At 64.1% G+C, this 24297-nt stretch carries 26 protein-coding genes; 17 read left to right on the forward strand and 9 right to left on the reverse strand.

Annotation, left to right across the window (positions count from 1 at the left end; genetic code table 11):
* Positions 1-9 precede the first annotated feature (9 nt).
* From FAS41_RS22470 to trpC, 10 genes are all read left to right on the forward strand, one after another.
* Complete coding sequence (locus FAS41_RS22470) at positions 10-1965, forward strand: hypothetical protein (protein ID WP_138525621.1); 1956 nt, start codon at positions 10-12, stop codon at positions 1963-1965.
* A 9-nt stretch (positions 1966-1974) separates the two neighbouring features.
* Positions 1975-2880, forward strand: coding sequence for a phage tail protein (locus FAS41_RS22475; RefSeq protein ID WP_138525622.1), 906 nt, complete (start codon positions 1975-1977; stop codon positions 2878-2880).
* Positions 2852-3061 (forward strand): tail protein X, encoded by a 210-nt coding sequence (locus tag FAS41_RS22480; protein WP_138525623.1) that lies wholly within the window; start codon positions 2852-2854, stop codon positions 3059-3061. The genes FAS41_RS22475 and FAS41_RS22480 overlap by 29 nt, the downstream gene beginning before the upstream one ends.
* Positions 3062-3125: 64 nt before the next feature.
* Complete coding sequence (locus FAS41_RS22485; protein ID WP_138525624.1) at positions 3126-4130, forward strand: phage late control D family protein; 1005 nt, start codon at positions 3126-3128, stop codon at positions 4128-4130.
* A 1-nt stretch (position 4131) separates the two neighbouring features.
* Positions 4132-4761, forward strand: a complete 630-nt coding sequence (locus tag FAS41_RS22490) for a glycoside hydrolase family 19 protein (protein WP_138525625.1) — start codon at positions 4132-4134, stop codon at positions 4759-4761.
* A complete protein-coding gene (locus tag FAS41_RS22495) occupies positions 4758-5114 on the forward strand; it encodes a hypothetical protein (RefSeq protein WP_138525626.1) in 357 nt (118 codons plus the stop codon). Before FAS41_RS22490 ends, FAS41_RS22495 begins: the two co-directional genes overlap by 4 nt.
* Positions 5111-5362 carry a hypothetical protein gene (locus FAS41_RS22500; RefSeq protein WP_138525627.1) on the forward strand — a complete coding sequence of 84 codons (252 nt, stop codon included), beginning with the start codon at positions 5111-5113 and terminating at the stop codon, positions 5360-5362. Before FAS41_RS22495 ends, FAS41_RS22500 begins: the two co-directional genes overlap by 4 nt.
* Before the next feature lie 317 nt (positions 5363-5679).
* On the forward strand, positions 5680-6276 hold the full coding sequence (locus FAS41_RS22505; RefSeq protein WP_017517337.1) for an aminodeoxychorismate/anthranilate synthase component II: 597 nt from the start codon (positions 5680-5682) through the stop codon (positions 6274-6276).
* Entirely contained in the window at positions 6273-7322 is a 1050-nt protein-coding gene (gene trpD, locus FAS41_RS22510; protein ID WP_138525628.1) for an anthranilate phosphoribosyltransferase, read from the forward strand. Before FAS41_RS22505 ends, trpD begins: the two co-directional genes overlap by 4 nt.
* Entirely contained in the window at positions 7319-8155 is an 837-nt protein-coding gene (gene trpC, locus FAS41_RS22515; protein WP_138525629.1) for an indole-3-glycerol phosphate synthase TrpC, read from the forward strand. Before trpD ends, trpC begins: the two co-directional genes overlap by 4 nt.
* Positions 8156-8298: 143 nt before the next feature.
* On the opposite strand, the gene crp is transcribed toward trpC, so the two are convergent.
* A complete protein-coding gene (gene crp / locus FAS41_RS22520) occupies positions 8299-8946 on the reverse strand; it encodes a cAMP-activated global transcriptional regulator CRP (RefSeq protein WP_024763566.1) in 648 nt (215 codons plus the stop codon).
* A gap of 375 nt (positions 8947-9321) precedes the next feature.
* Between crp and FAS41_RS22525 the strand changes: the two genes are divergently transcribed.
* Together FAS41_RS22525 and speD are read left to right on the forward strand one after the other, a co-directional pair.
* Positions 9322-9744, forward strand: coding sequence for an OsmC family protein (locus FAS41_RS22525; RefSeq protein WP_015475289.1), 423 nt, complete (start codon positions 9322-9324; stop codon positions 9742-9744).
* Positions 9745-9970: 226 nt separating this feature from the next.
* Positions 9971-10765, forward strand: a complete 795-nt coding sequence (speD, locus tag FAS41_RS22530; protein ID WP_138525630.1) for an adenosylmethionine decarboxylase — start codon at positions 9971-9973, stop codon at positions 10763-10765.
* 175 nt (positions 10766-10940) lie between these two features.
* Here speD and coq7 read toward each other — a convergent pair whose 3' ends face one another.
* The gene (gene coq7, locus FAS41_RS22535) at positions 10941-11588 is read right to left on the reverse strand and encodes a 2-polyprenyl-3-methyl-6-methoxy-1,4-benzoquinone monooxygenase (RefSeq protein WP_138525631.1); all 648 of its coding nucleotides are present in this window, start codon (positions 11586-11588) and stop codon (positions 10941-10943) included.
* 102 nt (positions 11589-11690) lie between these two features.
* Entirely contained in the window at positions 11691-12029 is a 339-nt protein-coding gene (locus tag FAS41_RS22540) for a histidine triad nucleotide-binding protein (RefSeq protein WP_138525632.1), read from the reverse strand.
* Between the two features lie 93 nt (positions 12030-12122).
* Between FAS41_RS22540 and FAS41_RS22545 the strand changes: the two genes are divergently transcribed.
* Positions 12123-13604, forward strand: a complete 1482-nt coding sequence (locus FAS41_RS22545; protein ID WP_138525633.1) for an AAA family ATPase — start codon at positions 12123-12125, stop codon at positions 13602-13604.
* A gap of 7 nt (positions 13605-13611) precedes the next feature.
* Here the strand turns inward: FAS41_RS22545 and FAS41_RS22550 are convergent, their stop codons facing one another.
* From FAS41_RS22550 to hemJ, 4 genes are all read right to left on the reverse strand, one after another.
* Entirely contained in the window at positions 13612-14400 is a 789-nt protein-coding gene (locus FAS41_RS22550; protein ID WP_138525634.1) for an SDR family NAD(P)-dependent oxidoreductase, read from the reverse strand.
* Positions 14401-14455: 55 nt separating this feature from the next.
* A complete protein-coding gene (locus tag FAS41_RS22555) occupies positions 14456-15550 on the reverse strand; it encodes a DUF805 domain-containing protein (RefSeq protein WP_138525635.1) in 1095 nt (364 codons plus the stop codon).
* 105 nt (positions 15551-15655) lie between these two features.
* Entirely contained in the window at positions 15656-16624 is a 969-nt protein-coding gene (locus FAS41_RS22560; protein ID WP_138525636.1) for an NAD(P)H-dependent flavin oxidoreductase, read from the reverse strand.
* Positions 16625-16643: 19 nt separating this feature from the next.
* Entirely contained in the window at positions 16644-17069 is a 426-nt protein-coding gene (gene hemJ / locus FAS41_RS22565; protein ID WP_138525637.1) for a protoporphyrinogen oxidase HemJ, read from the reverse strand.
* A 157-nt stretch (positions 17070-17226) separates the two neighbouring features.
* Here hemJ and FAS41_RS22570 point away from each other — a divergent pair, with 157 nt between their 5' ends.
* The 3 genes from FAS41_RS22570 to erpA all read left to right on the forward strand — a co-directional run bounded on the left by FAS41_RS22570 (position 17227) and on the right by erpA (position 20208).
* Positions 17227-18594 (forward strand): chloride channel protein, encoded by a 1368-nt coding sequence (locus tag FAS41_RS22570; protein ID WP_246084920.1) that lies wholly within the window; start codon positions 17227-17229, stop codon positions 18592-18594.
* A 93-nt stretch (positions 18595-18687) separates the two neighbouring features.
* A complete protein-coding gene (gene argC / locus FAS41_RS22575; protein ID WP_045212607.1) occupies positions 18688-19722 on the forward strand; it encodes an N-acetyl-gamma-glutamyl-phosphate reductase in 1035 nt (344 codons plus the stop codon).
* A 135-nt stretch (positions 19723-19857) separates the two neighbouring features.
* Positions 19858-20208 (forward strand): iron-sulfur cluster insertion protein ErpA, encoded by a 351-nt coding sequence (gene erpA / locus FAS41_RS22580; RefSeq protein WP_045212604.1) that lies wholly within the window; start codon positions 19858-19860, stop codon positions 20206-20208.
* Positions 20209-20264: 56 nt separating this feature from the next.
* On the opposite strand, the gene FAS41_RS22585 is transcribed toward erpA, so the two are convergent.
* Positions 20265-21356, reverse strand: coding sequence for an anhydro-N-acetylmuramic acid kinase (locus FAS41_RS22585; RefSeq protein WP_138525638.1), 1092 nt, complete (start codon positions 21354-21356; stop codon positions 20265-20267).
* Positions 21357-21359: 3 nt separating this feature from the next.
* Positions 21360-22805, reverse strand: a complete 1446-nt coding sequence (locus FAS41_RS22590) for a peptidoglycan DD-metalloendopeptidase family protein (protein ID WP_138525639.1) — start codon at positions 22803-22805, stop codon at positions 21360-21362.
* 182 nt (positions 22806-22987) lie between these two features.
* Between FAS41_RS22590 and tyrS the strand changes: the two genes are divergently transcribed.
* The gene (tyrS, locus tag FAS41_RS22595; protein ID WP_138525640.1) at positions 22988-24187 is read left to right on the forward strand and encodes a tyrosine--tRNA ligase; all 1200 of its coding nucleotides are present in this window, start codon (positions 22988-22990) and stop codon (positions 24185-24187) included.
* The last annotated feature ends 110 nt before the right edge of the window (positions 24188-24297 follow it).

The following is a 24297-nucleotide window of genomic DNA, read 5'->3' on the forward strand; positions in this document are numbered from 1 at the left end:
GCGAGTGAAATGGAAATGAGTGAAAAGTCGGAAGTGCTGGTGGCGGCCGTCCTCGGTCTGGGCAGCACGCTCGGGCGGGTGATAGCCGACTCCACCGTGCGCCTGGGAACCCTCGTTGGAAAGCTGGATGCGAGTCTGCCGCTGCGCGTGCTGGTGGATGGCATCGATACCGTTCAGGACAACCAGGAAATCCGCCATCGCGCCAGCGAGCGCAACGCGGGGGAGACAAGGCTGGCGCTGCGCAGAATCATCGATCTGCTGGGGCAGCGGCCGGCAGAGGTACGCTTGCCGAAGATCACCGTCAGTGTGGCGCCGGCAGCCAGTGCACCGGCGAACGACTGGCAGCGCATGGAGACGGCGACCAGGACGTTGTCCGAGCTGAACTCCGTCGGTGATGTCGCACGATCCTCCCTGAGCGCGAGCCTCGCGTTCCGTGGGCGTCTGATGCAGGTACGCGAAGCGGCAGGGCAACCCTACGACCCGGTCGCGGAGGCGGCATTGGGCAAGCGGGTGGTTAAGGCGGCTGATGAAGCCGCGATGCCGCGCGAGAAGGTGCTGGACCTGGCGCAGGCCATGGTCGAGAGCAAGGTGCCGCTCGGCGATATGGACGCCATGTTGCCGATCGCGGCCAGGTTCGCCCAGGGGCAGGGTGTGTCGCCGGAAACAACGGCACAGCTGATCAGCGCTCTGCAGCACAAGGGCGGTTTGAACAATGCTGCCGATCTGGAGCGTGCGCTGAGCGCAGTGGCTTGGCGTGGTCAGAAGGAAGCTCCGTCGGTCGCGCTGTTCAGTCGCGATCTGCTCGGCAGCCTGGCCTCGGTCCGGTCGGGCGACTCGCCAGCGGTCGAGACCTTGCTGCAATCTCGGCAGGCTCTGGCAGCCGCGCCTGCCGATCTGCTTCAGCAAGGCGTGGAGAAACGCCGTGCCTCGCCGCTGGGGCAACTGGAAGCCAGTGAGCAGAAAGTCTCTGCTGCGATGCTCGGGATTGGCGATGCCATGCTCAGCCATCAGGGTGCCCTGGAAGTTGTCGGCGGTGGTCTGTTGGCTCTGAAGTCCCTGATCGATGCAAAGAAATTCGTCGAGGACGCCAATGATGCGATGCCCTGGAACTGGGGCAAGCGCGATGTCCAGGATGTCTTCGTCACCAACTGGCCAGCCGGCGCGTTGGGCGACATCCCTGATCGCCGGCCGAAAGGCAAGGGCAAAGGAAAGGGCGGTGGAAAATCAAAAGCTGGCGGCTCAGGCGGTGCTGCTCGTGGCGGTATCTTCCAGCGCGCCCGATCCACCCTGGGACGCGCCGCCGGAGCCGCCTCCGGATGGATCGGCCGCGCGGCACAATCCGTGCGCTCCTCGCGTGTTGGTCGCGCCGCTGGTGGCGTCCTGCGTCGTGGCGCAGGCCTGGTACGCAACGTGGGTGCTTCCGGAGTCGGAAGGGCGGTCGGTGGGCTCGTGCGGGGAATGGGGGCGGGGCTGCGACGCTTCGCTCCGGTCAGCGCCGCGATGGCGATTACCGATGCCGCTTCGGTCTATGCCAGTGACCAATCGCCCGCGCAGAAGGCAGTTGGCTACGGCAAGGCCGGTGGTGCCGCCATTGGCGCGACAGTCGGTGCGGCTCTGGGCACGCTGATCCCGATTCCTCTGGTAGGCACGCTTGTCGGAGGTTCCATTGGCGCGACCGTGGGCGAGCTGATCGGTGGCAAGGTCGGGGCGCTGTTAGGCCCGTCTGAGGAGATACAGAAACCACCGCCGCTCCCGCCGCTGCCCGCTGCTCCCGCAGCCACGGCAGCTATTGCCAGCGCTCCGCCCAACTGGACCTTCTCGCCGCAGGTGAGCATCAACGTGGCGGGCAATATCGTCAATCCGCAGCAGTTGCTGGACGAACTGATCCCGGCGATGCGCCGGCTGATTGCCGAGGCCCAGCAGGAACGGCAGCGCAACGCGCTGTTCGACACCGTTGTCATGTAAGGAGGCCCCATGACCTATCTGGAACAGTTCAATACCGGCCTGGGCATGATTGCGGGTGCTGCCACGGCCGCCCGCCGCGACCTGGAGCAGGTCGCGGCGCCGGTGGACAAGGCGATGCTGCATATTCGCAGTGGCGTGGCTGCGCTCGAAGGCCTGCCCGGTGTCACCCCCGAAGCGGCAGCAAAGCTCAAGCGCGTCACCGATGGCATCGTCCGCGCCCAGGGCAAGCTGCAGGACGGGGTGAAGAAAGCCCAGGCCGATCAGGAAAAGCTGCAGAAGAACCTCGACAAGGCCAGGCAAGTGGCGGCCGAGGTCAACGCGCACGTGGAGAAGCTGGGCGAAGAGATCAACAACGCCGGCCAGGCGGTGAACAAGGTGCTGGGCAAGATCGATCCGCGCCTGAAGGACATCCTGCCCAGCTCGGTGTTGACGCCTCGGCTCGATCCCTCCGAGCAGATGTGCAAGGTGCCGCAGCACCTGCTGATCATGACCCCGTTGAAGTCGACCGAGCAGACCTACTACTTCAACGTCGACACCACCGGCTTCCATCGCCTGACCCGCACCAGCAGCTACGCCTGGAAGGACCAGGCGCGACTCGGCCGGCGCAGCGCGCAGCAGAGCGTCGGCCTGGGGCCGGAAACGCTCACGCTCAATGGCGTGGTGATGCCGCTGTTCATCCGTGCCGGCGACACCTCGCAGCGCGTCGGCTGGAACCAGCCGCGGACGCTGCGTGACATTGCGGCGTTGAGCGAGCCGGTCCATCTGGGTACCGGCCGCGGCGATGACCTGGGCAATTGGTGCCTGACCAAGATCACCGAGACGCAGGAAGCGCTGTTCGCCAATGGCGTGCCGCGTCAGCAAACCCTTGACCTGGAGTTCACCCGCTATGGCGACGACGATAGTCAGAAGCGCTGACGGCGACCTGCTGGACCGCCTCTGCTACCAGCGCTACGGGCATCTCAATGGCTGCGTGGAAGCCGTGCTCGATGCCAATCCCGGACTGGCCGACGAGGCTCAGCCTCTACGAGCGGGCGTGATCATCCGCCTGCCGGAACAGGTCGTGCCTGCAGACCAGGGCGTGCGTTTGTGGGAGTGACCATCGGCATTCGCTTCAGCAACCAGGCCCCGCTCCGGCGGGGCCTTTTCATTCGGGGTGGCCTATGAAACCTGCCTTTCGCATCAGCGCCGACGGCGCGGACATCACGGCGTTGGTCAGCGACCGGTTGATCGAACTGCAACTGACCGACAAGCCTGGGCTGGAATCGGACACCTTCCAGATCACCATCGATGACCGCGATGGCGCCGTCACGCTGCCCCGGCGCGGCGCGGCGCTGGAAGTCTTTCTCGGCTACGACGGCGCGCCGCTCACGCGCATGGGCCGATATGTGGTGGATACGCTTACCTACAGCGGCATGCCGGACAGCCTGGTGATCAAGGGCAAGAGCGGCGACATGCGCGGCCAGGGCAAGGCCGCTCGCAGCGGCAGCTGGGAAGGCATGAGCCTGGCGAGCGTGGTAGCAGATATCGCGGCGCGCAATGGCTGGCGTGCGGCGTGCAATGTCGAGACGCTGATCGCGCGCATCGACCAGATCCGCGAATCCGACTTCAACTTCATCACCCGGCTGGCCCGGCAGTACGACTGCACCGCGAAGCTGGCCAACAACAGCCTGCTGGTGCAGCCGCGCCAGTCTGGCCGCAGCGCCAGTGGGCAGGCGCTGGAGATACCGGTGCTGGGGCGCGGGGACGTGGGCTCGTTCCGATTTACCCTGGATGACCGCAAGGTGGTGGCGGCGGTGAAAGTGCCTTATCGGGGGGCAGACGGCGTGCAGAAGCAGGTGCGTGTGCCCAATCCGGACGCTCCCTCGCAAGTCGCCGCGGAGCATTGCGACCGCCACCCGCAGCCGGACGAGGCGGCCGCCCGGCGTCTCGCTGCTGCACGGTTGGCCGAGTTCAATCGCAACAGCGCCGAAGTGCAGCTCGACATGCCCGGTCGTGCCGATCTGTTCGCCGAACTGACTGTTGATCTGAAGGGCTTCAAGGCTGGGCTCGATGGTCGCTACCTGATCGACTCGGTCACCCAGCATTTTTCCGCCGGTGGCTGGACCACTACGGTGCAGTGCAATGGCGGGGCGCAGGGCAAGGGCAAGGCGGGGGAGGGCGGTTGACATGCTTATCGACGAACGCCAGCTGCTGCTGATCCTGCCCAACGCCCGCCCTGTCACGGGCGTTTTTTTGCCGGTACTGGATACCGCCATGGCGGACTTCGGTATCGATACGCTGCCGCGCATTGCTGCCTTCATCGCCCAGGTGGGCCACGAAAGTGCGCAACTCACCCGTTGCGTGGAAAGCCTGACCTACAGTGCGCAGCGCCTGGCCATGGTCTGGCCCCGGCGTTTTCGCAGTGCCGACGGTTCGCCCACGGCATTGGCGCGGGAGGTGGCTTACCAGCCGGAGCGGATCGCCAATCTGGTCTATGCCGGGCGCAACGGGAATGGCGACGAGGCGTCCGGCGATGGCTGGCGCTTTCGTGGGAGGGGCCTGTTGCAGGTCACTGGGCGGAGCAATTACCGCGCTGTCGGTGAAGGGCTCGCGCAACCCTTTGTGGCCCGCCCGCAGCTGCTGGCAGAACCGCGCTGGGCGTGTCGTACCGCGGCGTGGTGGTGGCAGCGCAACGGGCTCAATGAGCTGGCCGATGGGGCGCGCTTCGAGGACATCACCCGGCGCATCAATGGCGGGCTGAATGGCCTCGAGGACCGTGCGAGGGTTTGGCGCCGCGCCCTGGAGGTGCTGGGATGAGCCGCTTCGGGTTGGTGCTGGGGCTGGCCGGCTTTCTGCTGGGTGGCTTCATTGGCGGCTGGCTGACGGCGCGTCTCTATGGCAGCCAGCTGGAAAGCCTGCGCCTGGAACAGGCGCGCTGCAGAGATGCCGGCGAGGCGCTGGAGTCGAAGCTGGTGCTGCAAAATGCTCAGGTCGAGGCGCTGGAGCAGTCTGCCCGCCAGCGTGCGGACTCCGCCGAGCGCGCGCTGGCACTCGCACGCGAACAGGCGCGGAGCCATGAAGTTGCTGCCAGTCGGCTGCTGCTGGAGCGCAGCGAAGGCGATGAATGCGTCGTGGTCCGTCAACTGATCGACCGGGAGCTGTTGCCATGAAGCTGCTGCGGGTTTTCCCCGTGCTGCTCCTGACGGGCTGCACTTCCATCGCGCCAGCGCCGGTGGAGGTGCGTGTTCCCGTCCCGGTACCGTGTCAGGCGCCGGTTGTCGAAACCCCTCGATTCGCCACCGCCGACCTGCGCCCGGCGGACGATCTGCAAACCAAGGTGCGTGCGCTGCTGGCCGAGCGGCAGCAGCACCTGGCCTACGAAACCCGCTTGCGTGCCGTCCTCGAAGCTTGCCACTGAACCTTCCTACCTTCGTCGGCAGGGGCGCCGCGCGTATTGCGCTGGCGCCCGGCCTTGGGCTACTGTTCGGCCATCGCTAGGCGAGACCGCAACCGTGATCCACCGCACCCGCATCATCACCTCCCTCCTCAAGGCATTCGCCCGTTGGCGCTGGCGCGCCTGATTCCTTCTTTCCCGGCATAGCGCCGGTCTCTTCTTACGCGTCCATTTCTCCCATCCGCTGGCATAATTGCCAGATTCGCGCAGCCCGCGAGGCCGCAACGGGTGTCGACGATGGCGCGATCCGAAAGCAGTGCAATCATGAGGTTCGAGCAGACATGCTGCTGATGATCGATAACTACGATTCCTTCACCTACAACCTGGTGCAGTACTTCGCCGAGTTGAAGGCCGACATCCACGTCATTCGCAATGACGAACTGAGCGTCGACGAGATCGCTGCGCTCAACCCCGAACGCATCGTCCTGTCTCCCGGCCCGTGCACGCCGAACGAGGCGGGCGTTTCGCTGGAAGTCATCGAGCGCTTCGCCGGCAAGCTGCCGTTGCTGGGCGTGTGCCTGGGCCATCAATCCATCGGCCAGGCCTTCGGCGGCGACGTGGTGCGGGCGCGCCAGGTCATGCATGGCAAGGTAAGCCCGGTGTTCCACAAGGACCTGGGCGTATTCGCCGGCCTGAACAACCCGCTGACCCAGACCCGTTACCACTCCCTGGTCGTGAAGCGCGAGACGCTGCCCGATTGCCTGGAAATCACCGCCTGGACGGCGCTGGAAGACGGCTCGGTCGACGAGATCATGGGCCTGCGCCACAAGACGCTGAACGTCGAGGGCGTGCAGTTCCACCCCGAGTCGATCCTTTCCGAGCAGGGCCACGAGATGCTGGCCAACTTCCTCAAGCAGACCGGCGGGGTGCGCGCATGAACATCAAGGAAGCCCTCAACCGCGTGGTCAACCAGCTGGACCTGACCACCGAGGAAATGCAGGACGTCATGCGCGAGATCATGACCGGGCAGTGCACCGACGCGCAGATCGGCGCCTTCCTCATGGGCATGCGCATGAAGAGCGAGACCATCGACGAGATCGTCGGTGCCGTGGCTGTGATGCGTGAGCTGGCCGACCAGGTCGAGCTGGACAGCCTGAAGCACGTGGTCGATGTCGTCGGCACCGGTGGCGACGGCGCGAACATCTTCAACGTGTCCTCGGCGGCGGCCTTCGTGGTCGCCGCAGCGGGCGGCAAGGTCGCCAAGCACGGTAACCGTGCAGTCTCCGGCAAGAGCGGCAGCGCCGACCTGCTGGAAGCCGCCGGCATCTACCTGGACCTCAAGCCGGTCCAGGTGAAGCGCTGCATCGAGACCGTCGGTGTCGGCTTCATGTTCGCCCAGGTCCACCACAAGGCCATGAAGCACGCCGCCGCGCCGCGCCGCGAGCTGGGCCTGCGTACCCTGTTCAACATGCTCGGCCCGCTGACCAACCCGGCTGGCGTAAAGCACCAGGTGGTCGGCGTGTTCAGCCAGGCGCTGTGCCGTCCGCTGGCCGAGGTGCTCAAGCGCCTGGGCAGCGAACACATCCTGGTGGTGCATTCGCGCGATGGCCTGGACGAGTTCAGCCTCGCCGCGCCGACCCATGTCGCCGAGCTGAAAGACGGCGTGGTCACCGAATACGAAGTGCAGCCGGAGGACTTCGGCATCAAGAGCCAGAGCCTGATCGGCCTGACCGTGGACAGCCCGCAGCAGTCGCTGGAACTGATCCGTGACGCCCTCGGCCGGCGCAAGACCGAGGCCGGGCAGAAGGCCGCCGAACTGATTGTGCTCAACGCTGGCGCCGCGCTCTATGCGGCCGACCTCGCCACCAGCCTGCACGAAGGCATGCAATTGGCCCACGACGCCCTGCACACGGGGCTGGCGCGGGAGAAGATGGAAGAGCTGGCGGCCTTCACCGCCGTTTACCGAGAGGAGAACGCACAGTGAGTGTGCCGACGGTTCTGCAGAAGATCCTGGCCCGCAAGGCCGAAGAAGTCGCCGAACGCCGCGCCCGTGTCAGCTTCGCAGAAGTTGAGCAGCTGGCGCGTGCGGCGGATGCCCCGCGTGGTTTCGCCGATGCTCTGCTGGAGCGCGCCAAGCGCCGCGAGCCGGCAGTGATCGCCGAGGTGAAGAAGGCTTCCCCGAGCAAGGGCATCCTGCGCGAGAACTTCGATCCCGCCGACATCGCTCGCAGCTACGAAGAAGGCGGTGCCGCCTGCCTCTCGGTGCTGACCGACATCGACTTCTTCCTCGGCAGTGATGCCTACCTGAAGGAAGCCCGCGCGGCCTGCAAGCTGCCGGTGATCCGCAAGGATTTCATGATCGACCCCTACCAGGTGGTGGAAGCCCGTGCCATCGGCGCCGACTGCATCCTGCTGATTGTCTCGGCACTGGATGACGTGCGCATGGCCGAGCTGGCCTCGGTGGCCAAGGATGTTGGCCTCGACGTGCTGGTGGAAGTGCATGACGCCCCGGAGCTGGAGCGTGCACTGAAGACCCTGGATACCCCACTGGTCGGCATCAACAACCGCAACCTGCACACCTTCGAGGTGAGCCTGGAGACCACCCTGGACCTGCTGCCGGAAATCCCGCGCGAGCGCATGGTGATCACCGAGAGCGGCATCCTCAACCGCGCTGATGTCGAGCTGATGGAAGTCAGCGACGTGTTCGGCTTCCTGGTCGGTGAAGCCTTCATGCGTGCCGACGAGCCGGGCACCGAACTCAAGCGCCTGTTCTTCCCCGAGCGCAGCAAGGTCAAGCTGGGCGCCGATCCGGACTGACGGCCCTTATGCAGGAGCGAGCTTGCTCGCGAACTGCCCAGACGCCGTAGTGACCGGAAAGGGTTCGCGAGCAAGCTCGCTCCTACAGGATCAGAAAACAAAAAAGCCGGCGATTGCCGGCTTTTTTGCTTTCTGGTGTTTCTTCAGCGGGTGCCGAAAACCACCATGGTCTTGCCTTTCACGTGCACCAGGCCCTGTTCTTCCAGGCTCTTGAGCACGCGGCCGACCATCTCGCGGGAGCAGCCGACGATACGGCCGATTTCCTGGCGGGTGATCTTGATCTGCATGCCGTCCGGGTGGGTCATGGCATCCGGCTGCTGGCACAGGTCCAACAGGGTGCGCGCGACGCGACCGGTGACGTCGAGGAAGGCCAGGTCGCCGACTTTGCGCGTGGTCTTGCGCAGGCGATCCGCCATCTGGCTGCCCAGGGTGAAGAGAATCTCCGGGTCCTGCTGGCTCAGTTCGCGGAACTTCGCGTAGCTGATCTCGGCGACTTCGCATTCGGTCTTGGCGCGGATCCAGGCACTACGCTCCTGGCCGGTGCTGCCTTCCTTCTCGAAGAGCCCCATTTCCCCGAAGAAGTCGCCAGTGTTGAGATACCCGATGATCATCTCGCGGCCGTCGTCATCCTCGATCAGGACGGTGACCGACCCCTTGATGATGAAGAACAGGCTCTCGCAGCGGTCACCGGCGTAGATGATGGTGCTCTTGGCGGTGAAGCGGCGGCGATGACAGTGCGCGAGCAGCTTGTCGAGGTTCTTGATTTTGGGTGTGAGGGTAATAGCTACCATGCCCGAGTCCCGGAAAGTAGAAAAAGTGGCCTTTGCACAACAGGCGCTAATGATTTTTTATGTTCAGCTGTAGTGCCGTGCGTCCCTGGCTCGATCCCCCTCGATCCGCAGGGCGGCAGATTGCCTTGCTGAGCATTCTTGCGCGTACGTAAATCCGCAAGAGCTTAACAGACGACGTGTTACCAACAATCGGAAAGCTGGAACATTCGTGCGGGCAATTTCTGAGAGTGTGCCAGTAAACCGGCGCCAGCTTAAGTGATAAATGCATACTCGCCGTGTGGAAATGAGACCTGGGTAACAGCCATCGCTCCCACTGGGCGTGCTAGGGGCCTGTGATAAGCTGTTGCCCCTTTTTTTCCGGCGGAGTTCCTTGCAATGAAAGCGCGAATCCAGTGGGCGGGCGAGGCGATGTTCCTCGGCGAATCCGGCAGCGGCCACGTCGTGGTGATGGATGGCCCGCCAGATGCCGGTGGCCGCAACCTCGGTGTGCGTCCGATGGAGATGCTCCTGCTCGGCCTGGGCGGCTGCACCAACTTCGATGTGGTCAGCATCCTGAAGAAGGGCCGCCAGCCGGTGGAAAGCTGCGAGGCCTTCCTCGAAGCCGAGCGCGCCGATGAAGATCCGAAGGTGTTCACCAAGATCCACGTGCATTTCGTGGTCAAGGGCCGTGGGCTGAAGGAAGCGCAGGTCAAGCGCGCGGTTGAACTGTCGGCCGAGAAATACTGCTCCGCCTCGATCATGCTCGGGCGCGCCGGCGTCGAGATTACCCACGACTACGAGATCGTGGAACTGGGCTGACAAGCCGCGTCATCCTTTCATCATCAAGGGCGCGCAAACTCTGGCAGAGGTCGCTTGACCTCTGCATAATGCGCCACCTTTTTTCAGGGCCATCCGGCTCGAAACCAAGCAACCACAATCGCCATCGCGAAGAGGTGTAAACCGTCCTACGCAGGTGCTGCCGTACGCATCTGACGGGCATGCTCAACCACGCGGCAGAGCCGCATTTGATGAGAGTTCCCCCACGGTGAAAAGCAAACTCAAGCTCCACGGGTTCAACAACCTGACGAAGACCTTGAGCTTCAACATCTATGACATCTGCTATGCCGAGACGCCTGAAGACCAGCAGGCTTACGTTCAGTACATCGATGAAGAGTACGATGCCGAACGCCTCACGCAGATCCTCACCGATGTTGTCGACATCATTGGCGCAAACATCCTGAACATCGCCCGTCAGGATTACGATCCGCAAGGCGCCAGCGTGACCATCCTGATCTCCGAGCAGCCGGTCACCCCGACCGACAGCCAGATCGAGGAATCCCCCGGGCCGCTGCCGGAAACCATCCTGGCGCACCTCGACAAGAGCCATATCACCGTACACACCTACCCGGAGATTCATCCGGTGGAAGGCATTGCGACCTTCCGGGTGGACATCGATGTGTCGACCTGCGGTGTCATCTCGCCGCTCAAGGCGCTCAACTACCTCATCCACCAGTTCGACTCGGACATCGTTACCGTGGATTACCGCGTGCGCGGCTTCACTCGTGATGTGGAAGGCAAGAAGCACTTCATCGACCACGAGATCAACTCGATCCAGAACTATCTCTCCGACGACACGTACGAGGCCTATCAGATGACCGACGTGAACGTGTACCAGGAGAACCTGTTCCACACCAAGATGCTGCTCAAGGAGTTCGACCTGGACAATTACCTGTTCGGCGATGCGACCCGCAACCTGTCGCCCGAGCAGCGCAAGCAGGTGGAAGAGCGTGTGCGGCACGAGATGCTGGAAATATTCTACGCGCGCAACATGCCGCGCTGATCGAGCTACTGCGCTGGGAGATACGGCGTTGAAAAGCCGGGCTGAAATGCTCATTTGCTGCAGCAAACTCCGCTTTCATCCCGACTTTTCGCCTTGTCTCTTCTGCGCTCGTAACGCTCGATAGTAGAAACGAAAAAGGGGCGCCCACTGGGTGCCCCTTTTTTTGTCGGTCGGATCAGATCCGGTAGGTGGACTTGGTCATCACCTTGGACAGCAGCGTCATGCCGAACTTCACCGGCGCCGGGAAGCGCAGGCCGCCGGCCTCGATGGCGCTGGTGGCGTGGTGTTCCTCGTCCTCGCGCATCTGCTCGAGGATGGCGCGGGATTTCTGGTCCTCGACGGGGATTTCCGCCAGGTGCTCGTCCAGGTGCTTGCACACCTGATCCTCGGTGGCCGCGACGAAGCCCAGGCTGACGCGGTCGCTGATCAGCCCGGCGGCAGCGCCGACACCGAAGGACAGGCCGTAGAAGATCGGATTGAGCACGCTCGGGCGACTGCCCAGCTCGCGGATGCGTTGTTCGCACCAGGCGAGATGATCGACTTCCTCGTCGGCGGCCTCTTCCATGGCCTTGCGCACCTTCGGCAGCTTGGCGGTCAGCGCCTGGCCCTGGTACAGCGCCTGGGCGCACACCTCGCCGGTGTGGTTGATGCGCATCAGGCCGGCCACATGGCGGGCATCGCTGTCGCTGAGCTCGGCGTCGGGTTGGACGATAGCGGGGGAAGGACGTCCCGGATGACCGCTGAAGGGCAGCAGGGTGCGTAGCGCGGCATCGGCCTGCAGCAGGAAGCGATCGGCGGGGGAGTAGTGACGGTCGGCGGACATGGCGCACCTCCGAGTAGGAACATTCGCCCGGCAGTTTACCGGATGGCGGATGACAGGTCTTGCCGAGGTGCGCGCAGCTTCTTCTGCTCGATCAGCCGAAGATCAGCCCGGCGGCCAGTGCATCTGGCGCTGACCCAGCACGTGCATGTGGATGTGGTGCACGGTCTGGCCGCCCAGGTCGTTGCAGTTCATCACCACGCGGAAGCCCTCGTCGCAGCCTTGCTCCTTCGCCAGCCGCTGGGCGGTGAAAAGGATGTGGCCGGCGAGCGGCTTGTCCGCCTCGCTCAGGTCGTTGAGGGTGGAAACGTGCTTCTTCGGGATCACCAGGAAGTGCACCGGCGCCTGCGGGCCGATGTCGTGGAAGGCGATGACCTGGTCATCTTCATAGAGCTTGCGCGCGGGAATTTCCCCGGCGACGATCTTGCAGAACAGACAGTCCACGAAATGCTCCTCCAGCGGTGTGGTCAGGAGCAGGAGTTTAGCGGTCGTCGACCGCCGCGCCCAGTTCCGGGCCGGCCAACGCAAGGAGCAAGCGTGCAGAACGATATCCATGATCTGGGCCTGGTGCTCGATTCCAGGGTCAAGCTGATCGTCATCGAGTCCTGGGATGAACCGCGGGTGCTGGAGACCCTGACCGGCCTGGCGGTACGCCGAGGGCTCAACCTGCAGCTGTGGTCGGCGACCGAAGGCTTGCAGCGTCTTGGTTTTGGTGGCGAACCCCAGGGAGAGGGCGACAGCCGCGAAGCAGAGAACGCCCTGCGTCTGATCAAGGCCGACCCGCAGCCGAACCTCTATGTGCTCTGCGATCTGCATCCGTATCTGGTGGATAACCCGCGCGCCGTGCGTCTGCTCAAGGAGATCGCCATGGCCGAGGGCAATTTCCGCCCCACGGTGGTGCTGGTTTCCCATGCCCTGAAGTTGCCCGCCGAAGTTCAGCGCTTCGCCGCGCGCTTTGCGCTGTCGCTGCCTTCCGAGGATGAACTGGTGGGGTTGGTCCGTGAGGAAGCGAGTCGTTGGAGCGAGCGCAACAAGGGAGCGCGAGTACGCACGGACAACCGAACGCTGCGCCAGGTCGTGAAGAATCTGCGCGGGCTGACCCATGGCGAGGCCCGTCTGCTGGCGCGTAGTGTGATCTGCAACGACGGGGCGATCACCCAGGAAGACCTGCCGGAGCTCAACCGTACCAAGTTCGAGCTGCTCAACCTCGATGGTGTGCTCAGCTTCGAGCACGATACTGCGCGCTTTGCCGAAGTCGGCGGGCTGGCCAGCCTCAAGCGCTGGCTGGGTGAACGCCAGAGCGCCTTCACCGAGGGCAAGGACAAGGACCTGCCCAAGGGCGTGCTACTGGTGGGGGTGCAGGGTGGCGGGAAGAGCCTGGCGGCCAAGGCGATCTCCGGCCTCTGGGGGCTGCCACTGCTGCGCCTGGACTTCGGCAGCCTCTACAACAAGTACTTCGGCGAAACCGAGCGCAACCTGCGTGAGGCGTTGCGCCTCGCGGACAGCATGGCGCCCTGCGTGCTCTGGGCTGACGAGATCGAGAAGGGCGTGGCCACGGGGGATCAGGACAACGGCGTCAGCCAGCGGGTGCTGGCGACCCTGCTGACCTGGATGGCCGAGCGCAAGGCGTCGGTGTTCATGGTGGCGACCGGCAACGCCATCGATCGCCTGCCGCCGGAGCTGGTGCGCAAGGGGCGCTTCGACGAGCTGTTCTTCGTCGATCTGCCGGACCACGCCGTGCGGATGGACATCTTCCGCATCCACCTCGTGCGCCGTGAACTGGAGGTGGCGCAGTTCGAACTGGGGGAACTGGCCGAAGCCGCCGACGGATTCTCTGGCGCCGAGATCGAGCAGGCGGTGGTTGGCGCCTTCTACGCAGCGCAGGCGCGACAGAAGGCCGTGGATCAGACGCTGCTGCTGGAGGAAATCCGCCGCACCGCGCCGTTGTCGGTGGTCATGGCGGAAGAGCTGGCCGCGCTGCGCCAGTGGGCCGACGGCCGTACCGTGCGCGCGGACTGAGCCGGGATCAGCTGGCCAGCGCCAGGCGGTTGATGCGTCCGGCCAGCTTGCGCATGACCCAGCGCGGCAGCAGACGCACGCCGCAGGCGAACAGGCGGTTGCGCCAACCGGGGATGATCATCGCGGGCGCGCGGCGCAGCGCTTTCACCGCCAGGAAGGCGACTTCCTCGGGAGTCATGACGCGCTTGCCATCGTCGAGCTTGCCCAGGCGCATGTCGGCGTTGCGGTAGAAGGCCGTACGGGTAGGCCCCGGGCACAGCACCGAGACCTTGATGCCACGGCCTTTGAGCTCCTCGCGCAAACCTTCGGAGAAATGCAGCACGAACGCTTTGCTGGCGTAGTAGCTGCTCATCCAGGGGCCGGGCAGCAGGCTGGCCATGGAGGCGACGTTGAGAATCCGCCCGCCCCCCGTGCGCTCCATCATCGCTCCGATGCCGTGGCACAGGCGCGCCAGGGCCAGGACGTTGAGCTCCAGCAGTTCCTGTTCGCGGGACCAGTCCTGGTCGATGAAGGCGCCGGAGGTGCCGACGCCGGCATTGTTCACCAGCAGCTCGATCTGCCGCCCGCTCTGTTCCAGCTCGTGCAGCAGGCCGGAGATCTGCAGCGGTTCGGACAGGTCGCAGACGCGGAACAGCACCTCCACCCCGAAACGCTGAGACAACTCGCAGGCGGCACTGTCCAGTGCATCGCGCTGGCGCGCCACCAGGATCAGTGCCTGGCCACGGCGGGCGAGGGCTTCGGCCAGGGCCAGGCCGATTCCGCTGGAAGCGCCGGTGATGAGGGCAAAACGAGGCATTCAGGAGTCTCTGTGACGGGGTGGCGTTCGACCACGCCCGCCACGGGTTGTTGCATTACTGATCCGAGTCGCCGCCTTCGGTGTCGCCGCTGCTGAAGTCGCCGTCGGAAGGCTCCGCGGTGGCTGCCGGATCGGCAGCTTCGTCGCCTTGCTGGTACTGCGAGGCCTGCGCGGCCTGGGCACGTTCGACGTAGCTCTGGTAGGCCGGGATCGCGATGGCGGCGAGGATACCGCCAAACACCGGGAACAGCAGCCAGGAGAAGGCCAGGACCTTGACACCGGTGCTGTTGGGCGGCGGCGGCGGGCCGAAGCGGTTGGCCGTCTGCTCGCCGGGCATGAACAGCATCAGCAGGCTGAGGACCACGTTGACGAAGGGCACCAGCAGGGCGAGCCAGAGCCAGCCGGACCATCCCAGGTCATGCAGGCGCTGCACGCCGATGGGCACGCTGAAGACCATGGCGGCGATAACCACCGCGGCGATAGCGGCCACGCCCAGGGGCATCGATACGGCCATCAGCAGGCTGGCGACCAGGTAGGCGCCGAAGACGATGAAGGACAGGGCGGCGGACCAGCCGAGGTAGCGCACGCGACCGATCCGGCCGGACAGGCTGCGAACCTTGAGTTCGCCGAATTCCGGCAGGTCTTCGCCGACCTTCGCCTGCGGCGGAGCGTAAGGGGAGGAGGCTGCAGCGGGGGCTGCTGCTACGGCCGGAGCGGCGCTGGCCAATTCGGCCTGGCGTGCCAGGTACTTCTCGATGACGATGCCACAGGCGCTGCATTCGATGGCGCTGGCCTGCTCATGCCCGCACTTGGGGCAGGTCATCTGCTCGTTGCTGGCGCTTTCGCCGGCGGCGCGGGCTGCCAGGGTCGCTTCGCTGGGGTGGTCATCGGTCTCCACCAGGCTGAAACCGGCAACGCCTTCGGCTTCCTTGCGGGCGTTGGCGCCAGCGCCATGGAGGGCGCGCAGGTACTTGTCGGCTTCATCGCCGGAGAGGTCGCGCTTGAGCACGACCGGCTGGCCGCTGAACAGCGCTTCGATCTTCGACGCATCGCTCTTGAACAGGCGGGCGAGGTTTTCCTTGGCGGTTTCCAGTGGTGTCTGCGGCATCAGTGCGCCGTCGAACACGATCTTGAAGCGGGATTGATCCATCGGGGCATCCTTGTCTTCTGGCTATGTTGGAATCGCTACAGCGTAATCGGGCCGCCGGAGGCCAACAAGCGGCCCCGACGGATATATCGTGAGTGGTGCCGAAGCTCAGACCAGCAGCTGGTTGGACAGGCCGGCGCTGCGGGTCAGGGCCTGGCGGTACTCGTGGTCGAGCCGGGCAATCAGCTCGCCCACCGCCGGCAGGTCGCGGATGTCGCCGACACCCTGGCCGGCGGACCACACGGTCTTCCAGGCCTTGGCCTCGTCGCTCACCGGCTTTAGCTTCTCGCCATAGTTGAGCGCACCCTTGTCGTTCAGCCGTTGCATGTCGAAACCGGCGGCCTCGAGGCTCTGGCGCATGAAGCTGGCGGGTACGCCGGAGACGGCGGGGGTGTGGATGATATCGGCGGCACGGGCGTCCAGCAGCATGTGCTTGTAGGCCTCGGTGGCGGCGCTCTCGCGGGTCGCGATGAAGCGAGTGCCGAGGTAGGCGAGGTCGGCGCCCAGCACCTGGGCGGCGAGGATCTCGTGGCCGTGGTTGATGCAGCCGGCCAGCAGCAGGGTCTTGTCGAAGAACTGGCGGATCTCGGCGACCAGCGCGAAGGGACTCCAGGTACCGGCATGGCCACCGGCGCCTGCGGCCACGGCGATCAGGCCATCGACACCGGCCTCGGCGGCCTTCTCGGCATGGCGGCGGGTGGTGACGTCATGGAACACCAGGCCACCATAGCTGTGCACCGCATCCACCACCTCGCGCACTGCGCCCAGGCTGGTGATGACGATGGGTACCTTGTGCTCGACGCAGAGCTTCAGGTCTTCCTGCAGGCGCGGGTTGGTGTTGTGGACGATCAGGTTCACCGCATAGGGTGCGGCCTGCGGGTCGGCGGCCAGCCCGGCCTCTATCTCTTCCAGCCAGGCCTTGAAGCCGCTGCTCTCGCGCTGGTTCAGCGCGGGGAAGCTGCCGACGATGCCGCTCTTGCAGCAGGCCAGCACCAGTTGCGGGTTGGAGACCAGGAACATCGGTGCCGCCACCAGGGGAATGCGCAGGCGGCGGTCGAGCAGGGCGGGCAGGGACATGACAGTCTCCTTGTCGGGGTCAGAAAGGTTTGACGACCACCAGTATCACGATGGCGATCAGGAACAGCACCGGCACTTCGTTGAACCAGCGGTAGAACACGTGGCTGCGGCCTTTCTCGCCACGGGCGAAGCGCTTGAGCATGGCGCCACAGGCGTGGTGGTAGCCGATCAGCAGGACCACCAGGGTCAGCTTGGCGTGCATCCAGCCCTGGGTCAGCCAGGCCGGGTTGAGGTAGAGCATCCAGGCGCCGAGGACGAGGGTGAGGATCATCGACGGGCCCATGATGCCGCGGTACAGCTTGCGCTCCATGGTGCAGAAGCGCTCGCGGCTGGCGGCGTCCTCGCTCATGGCGTGGTAGACGAACAGGCGTGGCAGATAGAAGAGGCCGGCAAACCAGCAGACCACGGCAATGATGTGAAAGGCTTTCAACCACAGGTAAAGCATCAGGACTTCCTCGGATCACGGTAGAGCCGATAGTAGTGGCGCCGTGCAATGGCGTCATCCCTGGTTCTATTACACTAGGAGCGTCATCGACCTTCCCATGCGTGGTGCGTTGCCGCGTGTGCCGCTTGGCATCCGGTAGATGCCCGGCTCATTGCCCATGTCCGATTCCCCATCGCCAGAGCACTCCATCGAGCCGCTTGCCGAGGCTGTGCAACGCCCGGCCGCCAAGCGCCCCTTGCTTCGGCATCCGCTGTTGCGGCGCTGGCGCCGAACCCTGGCGTTCTGGCTCGGGGCCTTGTTGGTCGGCCTGGTGGCGCTGGCTTTTGCTCATCTGGCGGATCTGGCCAGTGCGACTTTCCGTGGTGTGGTCGCGCACAGTCAGTGGTGGCCCTGGCTGATCTGCCCGCTGGGTTTTGCCGGGCTGGTATGGATGACCCAGGGGGCGCTGAAGAACACCCGCGGTAGCGGTATTCCACAAGTCATCGTGGCGTTGGACCAGCGCAGCAGCCGCACACGCAATGCATTGCTGTCGGTGCGAATCGCTGTGGGCAAGCTGCTGTTGACCTTGCTCGCGTTGTTGGCCGGTGCCTCGGCGGGGCGTGAGGGCCCTACGGTGCACATCGGTGCGGCGCTGATGTATTCATTCGGCCGTCGCCTGGGGCTCTATGACAAGCGTACGGTGTCCGGCCTGATCATCGCCGGTGGCGCGGCGGGCATTGCGGCCGCCTTCAATACGCCGCTGGGCGGGGTGGTGTTCGCCATCGAAGAACTGAGCCGCACCTTCGAGCAGCGCTTCAGCGGGCTGGTGCTCACTGCTGTGCTGCTCGGCGGCATGGTCACGCTCGGTCTGATGGGCAGCTACAGCTACTTCGGCCGCCTCTCGGAAAGCATGCCGCTGGGGCCGGCTTGGATCGCCGTAGTCGCCTGCGGGGTGATTGGCGGTTTGCTCGGCGGGCTTTACTGCCGGCTGGTGCTGCCGACCCAGCGCGGCCCGCTCAGTTTCATCAGCCGCTGGCGCGGGCGCTGGCCGATCCGCTTCGCCGCGGCCTGCGGGCTGGTACTGGCGCTGCTTGGCTTTCTGTCCGGGCAGCATGTGTTCGGTACCGGGTATGCCGAAACCCGTTCCATCCTCGAAGGGCAGCCAGTGGTGGGACATGACTTCCTCCTGTGGAAGTTCCTCGCCAACGTGATTTCCTTCATCGCCGGCATCCCGGGCGGGCTGTTCTCGCCCTCGCTCACCGTCGGTGCCAGCCTGGCTCCCTGGCTGGCACCGCTGATCCCGGGTGCAAGCCTGCCAGCAGTGGCGCTGCTGGGGATGTCAGCCTACCTCGCCGGGGTCACGCGCACGCCGCTCACCGCTACGGTGATCACCGTGGAAATGTCCCACAGCCCGGACATGCTGATCCCGATCCTTGCCGCCACACTGCTGGCCAGTGGCGTGTCGGCGCGCCTGAACCCGCTGCCGATCTATCACGCGCTCGCTCGTCAGATGCAGGAAACCCTGGCTCCGACCAAAGGCTCTTAAACCGGCGTGCATTCGCTCTGTTCAGCGGGGGCAGCGGCTCATATCATGGCTGCCCCTGAATTTGGCCCCATAGATAGGTGGAGTGACAGGCAGATGATCAAGGTCGGTATCGTAGGCGGTACGGGTTATACGGGCGTGGAACTGCTGCGCCTGCTGGCACAGCATCCCCAGGCTCGCGTCGAGGTGATTACCTCGCGTTCCGAAGAGGGCGTGAAAGTCGCCGACATGTACCCGAACCTGCGAGGCCACTACGACGGCCTGGCTTTCAGCGTGCCGGACGTGAAGCGTCTGGGCGAGTGCGACGTGGTGTTCTTCGCCACTCCCCACGGCGTGGCCCACGCACTGGCCGGCGAACTGCTGGCGACCGGTACCCGAGTAATCGACCTGTCCGCGGACTTCCGCCTGCAGGATGCCGAAGAGTGGGCCAAGTGGTATGGCCAGCCCCACGGCGCGCCGGAACTGCTGCCCGAAGCGGTCTACGGCCTGCCGGAAGTTAACCGCGAGGCCATCAAGTCCGCGCGCCTGATCGCCGTTCCCGGTTGCTACCCGACGGCCACCCAGCTCGGCTTCATCCCACTGCTGGAGAACGGCCTGGCCGATGCCAGCCAGCTGATCGCCGACTGCAAGTCCGGCGTCAGCGGTGCCGGCCGCGGTGCCAAGGTCGGTTCGCTGTTCTGCGAGGCCGGCGAGAGCATGATGGCCTACTCGGTGAAAGGTCACCGTCACCTGCCGGAAATCAGCCAGGGCCTGCGTCGCGCGGCCAAGGGTGATGTCGGCCTGACCTTCGTGCCGCACTTGACCCCGATGATCCGTGGCATCCACGCCACCCTCTACGCACGCGTCGCGGACCGTGGCGTCGACCTGCAGAAGCTGTATGAAGAGCGCTACGCCAACGAACCGTTCGTCGACGTGATGCCAGCCGGCAGCCATCCGGAAACCCGCAGCGTGCGTGGCGCCAACGTCTGCCGCATCGCGGTGCACCGCCCGCAAGGTGGCGACCTGGTGGTGATCCTGTCGGTCATCGACAACCTGGTGAAGGGCGCGTCCGGCCAGGCGATCCAGAACATGAACATCCTGTTCGGCCTGGACGAGCACCTGGGCCTGTCCAACGTCGCGCTGCTGCCCTGAGGAAAGACTGCCCCGGAAGGCGGCCGATTGATCTGGACCAATGGATGAGTCGGATTAGTTGACCGTTTTTCTGGGGTAAGCGGATAATGGTCCGCAATGTTGTAACGTACGGCTTCGGCCGGGAGAGTTTTCACCATGACCATCGAAACCTTCACCCCCACTCCGCTGATGTTCTCGCAAGGCGCTGCGAACAAGGTGAAGAACCTGATCGACGAAGAAGGCAATCCGCGCCTCAAGCTGCGGGTGTTCGTCACGGGCGGTGGCTGTTCGGGCTTCCAGTACGGATTCACCTTCGATGAAGACACCGCGGACGACGACACCATCGTCGAGCGCGACGGCGTCAACCTCGTGGTCGATCCGATGAGCTTCCAGTACCTCGCCGGTGCCGAAGTGGACTACCAGGAAGGCCTCGAAGGTTCGCGGTTCGTCATCAAGAACCCGAACGCAGCGACCACCTGCGGCTGCGGCCAGTCCTTCTCGATCTGATGCCGTAGAAGCAAAAACGCCGCGCATCTGCGCGGCGTTTTTGTTTGTGTGGCGGTTCAGGCGGGGTAGAGCGCGCCGAGAATACGCGGCCCTTGGGCGGCGGTGACTTCAGGGCAGTTGCCGGGCTGGCGTTCGAAGAAACGATGGGCCAGCCAGGCGAAGGCCATGGCCTCCATCCATTCCGGTGGGACGCCGCGATCGAGGCTGCTGACTACGCTGGCGCCAGGCATGTGCGCGGCCAGCCGCTGCATCAGCGTCGTGTTGAAGGCGCCGCCACCGCAAACCACCACCTCCTCGCAGCCTGGCTGCGCATCCAATAGTGCCCCGGCGATGCTTTTTGCGGTCAACTCGAGCAGGGTTGCCTGTACATCTTTGTCCTTCACCGGGCCATGCTTGACCAGGATGGCGTTCAGCCAATTCAGGTTGAAGCGCTCGCGTCCGGTGCTCTTCGGGCCTTTGGCGGCAAAGAAGTCATCAGCCAGCATCTTCTGCAGCAGTACCTGATCGATACTGCCGCTGGCAGCCCAGGCGCCATCACGGTCATAGGCTTCGCCCCGCTGCTCCTGAATCCAGGCATCCAGCAGGACGTTGCCGGGACCGCAATCGAACCCGCGAACCGGCTTGCCAGGGCTAAGCAGGGAGACGTTGCTGAATCCGCCCACGTTGAGGATGGCGCACTCGCGATCATCTCGGTCGAACAGCGCGCGGTGGAAGGCGGGCACCAACGGAGCACCCTGGCCGCCAGCGGCGACGTCGCGGCGGCGGAAGTCGGCCACTACGTCGATGCTGGTCAGTTCGGCGAGCAGTGCCGGGTTGCCGATCTGCACGGTGAAGCCCAGGTGCGGTTCGTGGCGAATGGTCTGGCCGTGGCTGCCAATCGCGCGAATTGCGCTGGCGCTGAGCTTCTCGCGGGCGAGGAGTTCATTGATGCCCTGTGCGGCCAGGCGTACCCAGCTGTTTTCCGCGAGGGCAGAGCGGGCTATTTCGTCAGGGCCGGAAGAGCAGAGTGCCAGGAGATCGGCACGCAGTGCCGCAGGCATGGGGAGATAATGGGAGGCGAGCAGAGTGGTCTGCTCGCCTTGCTCGATCAGGGCGATGTCCAGCCCGTCGAGACTGGTACCGGACATCACCCCCAGATAGAGCGGCATGACTCAGCGCTTGTTCAGGGCCAGGAAGGTTGCCTTCTCCTGGTCCATGCGCGCGATCAGCGGTTGCGCCTGCGCCATGAAGCGCTTGCGCTCCGGGCCGCTCAGCGGATCGGCTGTCGGCAGCTTGGCACTCAGCGGGTCGACATGCTGGCCGTTGACCTGGAACTCGTAATGCAGGTGCGGGCCGGTGGCGAGGCCAGTCATGCCGACGTAGCCGATGATCTGGCCCTGCTTCACTGCCACGCCGGAGCGGATGCCCTTGGCGAAGCGGCTCATGTGGCCGTACACGGTGCGATAGCGCTGGCCGTGCTGGATCACCACGGCGTTGCCGTAGCCACCCTTGCGGCCGGCTTCGAGGATCTTGCCGTCGCCGGTCGCCTTGATCGGCGTGCCGATCGGCGCCGCGTAGTCGACGCCCTTGTGTGCACGAATCTTGTTCAGGATCGGGTGGAAACGCCCGATAGAGAAGCGCGAGCTGATGCGGGCGAAGTCCACCGGAGTACGGATGAAGGCCTTGCGCATGCTGCTGCCATCGGCGCGCAAGTAGCTGGTGCTGCCCTGTTTGCTGGTGTAGCGCACCGCAGTGTATTCCTTGCCGCGGTTGACGAAGCGCACCGCGAGGATGCTGCCCGTGCCAACCTGCTTGCCCTGCACCTGCTGGGATTCGTAGATCACGTCGAACGAATCGCCTTCGCGAATATCCTGGGCGAAGTCGATGTCGTATCCGAGGACATTGGCCATCGACATGATCAGGTCGTGGGACAGCCCCGCATTCTTGCCGGCGACGAACAGCGAGCTGTCGACGCGGCCGTGTGCATAGTTCGCATGTACCGAGGGCTTGACCAGGTCGCGCTTGAAGTCATAGCCCTTGGCGGACTTGTTCAGGCTGATGGTTTCAAGGTCGTTGCGCTTGACCTTCAGGCTCTGCAGCTCGCCCTTGGAGTCGAGAAGGAAGTCCACGTCCTGGCCGATATCAAGACGGGTGAACTGCTTGGCGTCCTTGTTGGCGGCAAGCATGTCGTGCACGACGTTCGCCGGCAGGCCGGCCTTCGCGAACACGGTAGAAAGGGTGTCGCCCTTGCCCACGGTCACGCTTTTCCACGCAGGGTCTGCGGAAGCGGAGGGGGAGGCTTGCTGGGTCGAATCGGCGAGATCGTTCTTCTTTTCCGCGTCTTTTCCGGCGCTGTTCTGGTTGTCCGGCTGGCCTTCTATCTGTGCAAAAGGCGAAGAGCCGTCGTCTTCCGTGACCGCGTTGGGTCGAAGATCGTCTTTTTCCTGGAGGATCTGCTCGGTGCCGCTTTCCAGCTCGAGATTGAGCGTGGTCTTCTTCGCCTCGACCTCGGCCGAGGGGAACACCAGCAGAGCCAGGCTGAGGAGCGCTGCTACACCGCTTGCGGCCAGCAGATGGCTCTTCGGGTAGTACGGCGCTTTCTGATCGGATTGCGTCATGGCGTGAGTGGTGTTTTTGGAATGTGAAATAACTGCCTAAAATATAACCAAATTCCCTCTGAAGCAACCCTGATGTCGGGCTTCTGACGTCCTGTCTTCTGGCGCTGGGCAAAACTTGTTTTTAGTGCCTGTTCTTGTATCGTTGGTTCCCTTTCGCAATTCGCAACGTACAGGAACCTGCAATGAAGTCGGTCGAAGAGCAGCTGGCGCTGATCCAGCGCGGTGCAGACGAAATTCTCGTGGAGGCCGAGCTGATCGAAAAGCTCAAGCGCGGTCAGCCCCTGCGTATCAAGGCCGGCTTCGACCCGACCGCTCCCGACCTGCACCTGGGACATACCGTCCTTATTAATAAGCTGCGTCAGTTCCAGGAGTTGGGCCATCAGGTGATCTTCCTGATCGGTGACTTCACTGGGATGATCGGTGACCCCAGCGGTAAAAGTGTTACTCGCCCACCCCTCACTCGCGAGCAGGTTCTCGACAACGCCGAGACGTACAAGGCCCAGGTCTTCAAGATTCTCGACCCCGCGAAGACCGAAGTAGCCTTCAACTCCACCTGGATGGACCAGCTTTCCCCCGCTGATTTCATTCGTCTGGCTTCCCAGTACACCGTTGCTCGTATGCTGGAACGCGATGATTTCAGCAAACGCTATGCCAGCAATCAGTCCATCGCCATTCACGAGTTCCTTTATCCGCTCGTTCAGGGGTATGACTCGGTGGCGCTGCGCGCGGACGTCGAGCTCGGCGGTACTGACCAGAAGTTTAACCTGCTGATGGGGCGCGAACTGCAGCGTGCTTACGATCAGGAGCCTCAGTGCATTCTGACCATGCCGTTGCTCGAAGGCTTGGACGGCGTGAAGAAGATGTCCAAGTCCCTGGGGAACTACATCGGTATCCAGGAAGCGCCGGGCGTCATGTACAGCAAGCTGGTCTCCATTCCCGACACCTTGATGTGGCGTTACTTCGAGCTGCTCAGCTTCCGTTCCATGGAAGAGATCGAGGGCTTCCGAAAAGATGTCGAGGCAGGCGCCAATCCGCGCGACATCAAAATCAAGCTGGCCGAAGAGATCGTTGCTCGCTTCCATGGCGAAGAGGCTGCTGCTTCGGCGCACAAGTCCGCCGGTAACCGCCTGAAGGAGGGTGAGCTGCCAGAGGACCTGCCGGAAGTAGAAGTGGCGGCGGCAGAAGATCTGCCAATCGGCGCTGTCCTTAATAAGGCAGGTCTGGTGAAGAATTCCGCGGTTGCTCGCGACCTGCTGTCCTCGGGCGGCGTGCGCGTGGACGGCGAAGTGGTAGATCGTAGCTTCGTCTTCGCGGTTGGTTCGACTCACGTGCTGCAGGCGGGCAAGAAGGCCTTTGCTCGTGTGTCTCTGGTTGCAGAGTGAAGAAAGTTTAAATTAGTCGTTGACGGCCAATTTAAACTCCCTATAATGCGCACCACTCCCAGCGACGAAGCGCCGAAAGAACTTGAAAATCAAGTACTTACAGAGATTCG

It is taken from the genome of Pseudomonas nicosulfuronedens, from assembly GCF_005877905.1.
GTDB classification, from domain to species: domain Bacteria; phylum Pseudomonadota; class Gammaproteobacteria; order Pseudomonadales; family Pseudomonadaceae; genus Pseudomonas; species Pseudomonas nicosulfuronedens.

Excerpts from the sequence above, each read along its gene's own strand:
- FAS41_RS22470 (WP_138525621.1), top strand. The coding sequence starts at position 10 with ATGGAAATGAGTGAAAAGTCGGAAGTGCTGGTGGCGGCCGTCCTCGGT.
- FAS41_RS22475 (WP_138525622.1), top strand. The coding sequence starts at position 1,975 with ATGACCTATCTGGAACAGTTCAATACCGGCCTGGGCATGATTGCGGGT.
- FAS41_RS22480 (WP_138525623.1), top strand. The coding sequence starts at position 2,852 with ATGGCGACGACGATAGTCAGAAGCGCTGACGGCGACCTGCTGGACCGC.
- FAS41_RS22485 (WP_138525624.1), top strand. The coding sequence starts at position 3,126 with ATGAAACCTGCCTTTCGCATCAGCGCCGACGGCGCGGACATCACGGCG.
- FAS41_RS22490 (WP_138525625.1), top strand. The coding sequence starts at position 4,132 with ATGCTTATCGACGAACGCCAGCTGCTGCTGATCCTGCCCAACGCCCGC.
- FAS41_RS22495 (WP_138525626.1), top strand. The coding sequence starts at position 4,758 with ATGAGCCGCTTCGGGTTGGTGCTGGGGCTGGCCGGCTTTCTGCTGGGT.
- FAS41_RS22500 (WP_138525627.1), top strand. The coding sequence starts at position 5,111 with ATGAAGCTGCTGCGGGTTTTCCCCGTGCTGCTCCTGACGGGCTGCACT.
- FAS41_RS22505 (WP_017517337.1), top strand. The coding sequence starts at position 5,680 with ATGCTGCTGATGATCGATAACTACGATTCCTTCACCTACAACCTGGTG.
- trpD (WP_138525628.1), top strand. The coding sequence starts at position 6,273 with ATGAACATCAAGGAAGCCCTCAACCGCGTGGTCAACCAGCTGGACCTG.
- crp (WP_024763566.1), bottom strand. The coding sequence starts at position 8,946 with ATGGTAGCTATTACCCTCACACCCAAAATCAAGAACCTCGACAAGCTG.
- FAS41_RS22525 (WP_015475289.1), top strand. The coding sequence starts at position 9,322 with ATGAAAGCGCGAATCCAGTGGGCGGGCGAGGCGATGTTCCTCGGCGAA.
- coq7 (WP_138525631.1), bottom strand. The coding sequence starts at position 11,588 with ATGTCCGCCGACCGTCACTACTCCCCCGCCGATCGCTTCCTGCTGCAG.
- FAS41_RS22550 (WP_138525634.1), bottom strand. The coding sequence starts at position 14,400 with ATGCCTCGTTTTGCCCTCATCACCGGCGCTTCCAGCGGAATCGGCCTG.
- FAS41_RS22555 (WP_138525635.1), bottom strand. The coding sequence starts at position 15,550 with ATGGATCAATCCCGCTTCAAGATCGTGTTCGACGGCGCACTGATGCCG.
- FAS41_RS22560 (WP_138525636.1), bottom strand. The coding sequence starts at position 16,624 with ATGTCCCTGCCCGCCCTGCTCGACCGCCGCCTGCGCATTCCCCTGGTG.
- hemJ (WP_138525637.1), bottom strand. The coding sequence starts at position 17,069 with ATGCTTTACCTGTGGTTGAAAGCCTTTCACATCATTGCCGTGGTCTGC.
- FAS41_RS22570 (WP_246084920.1), top strand. The coding sequence starts at position 17,227 with ATGTCCGATTCCCCATCGCCAGAGCACTCCATCGAGCCGCTTGCCGAG.
- argC (WP_045212607.1), top strand. The coding sequence starts at position 18,688 with ATGATCAAGGTCGGTATCGTAGGCGGTACGGGTTATACGGGCGTGGAA.
- erpA (WP_045212604.1), top strand. The coding sequence starts at position 19,858 with ATGACCATCGAAACCTTCACCCCCACTCCGCTGATGTTCTCGCAAGGC.
- FAS41_RS22585 (WP_138525638.1), bottom strand. The coding sequence starts at position 21,356 with ATGCCGCTCTATCTGGGGGTGATGTCCGGTACCAGTCTCGACGGGCTG.
- FAS41_RS22590 (WP_138525639.1), bottom strand. The coding sequence starts at position 22,805 with ATGACGCAATCCGATCAGAAAGCGCCGTACTACCCGAAGAGCCATCTG.
- tyrS (WP_138525640.1), top strand. The coding sequence starts at position 22,988 with ATGAAGTCGGTCGAAGAGCAGCTGGCGCTGATCCAGCGCGGTGCAGAC.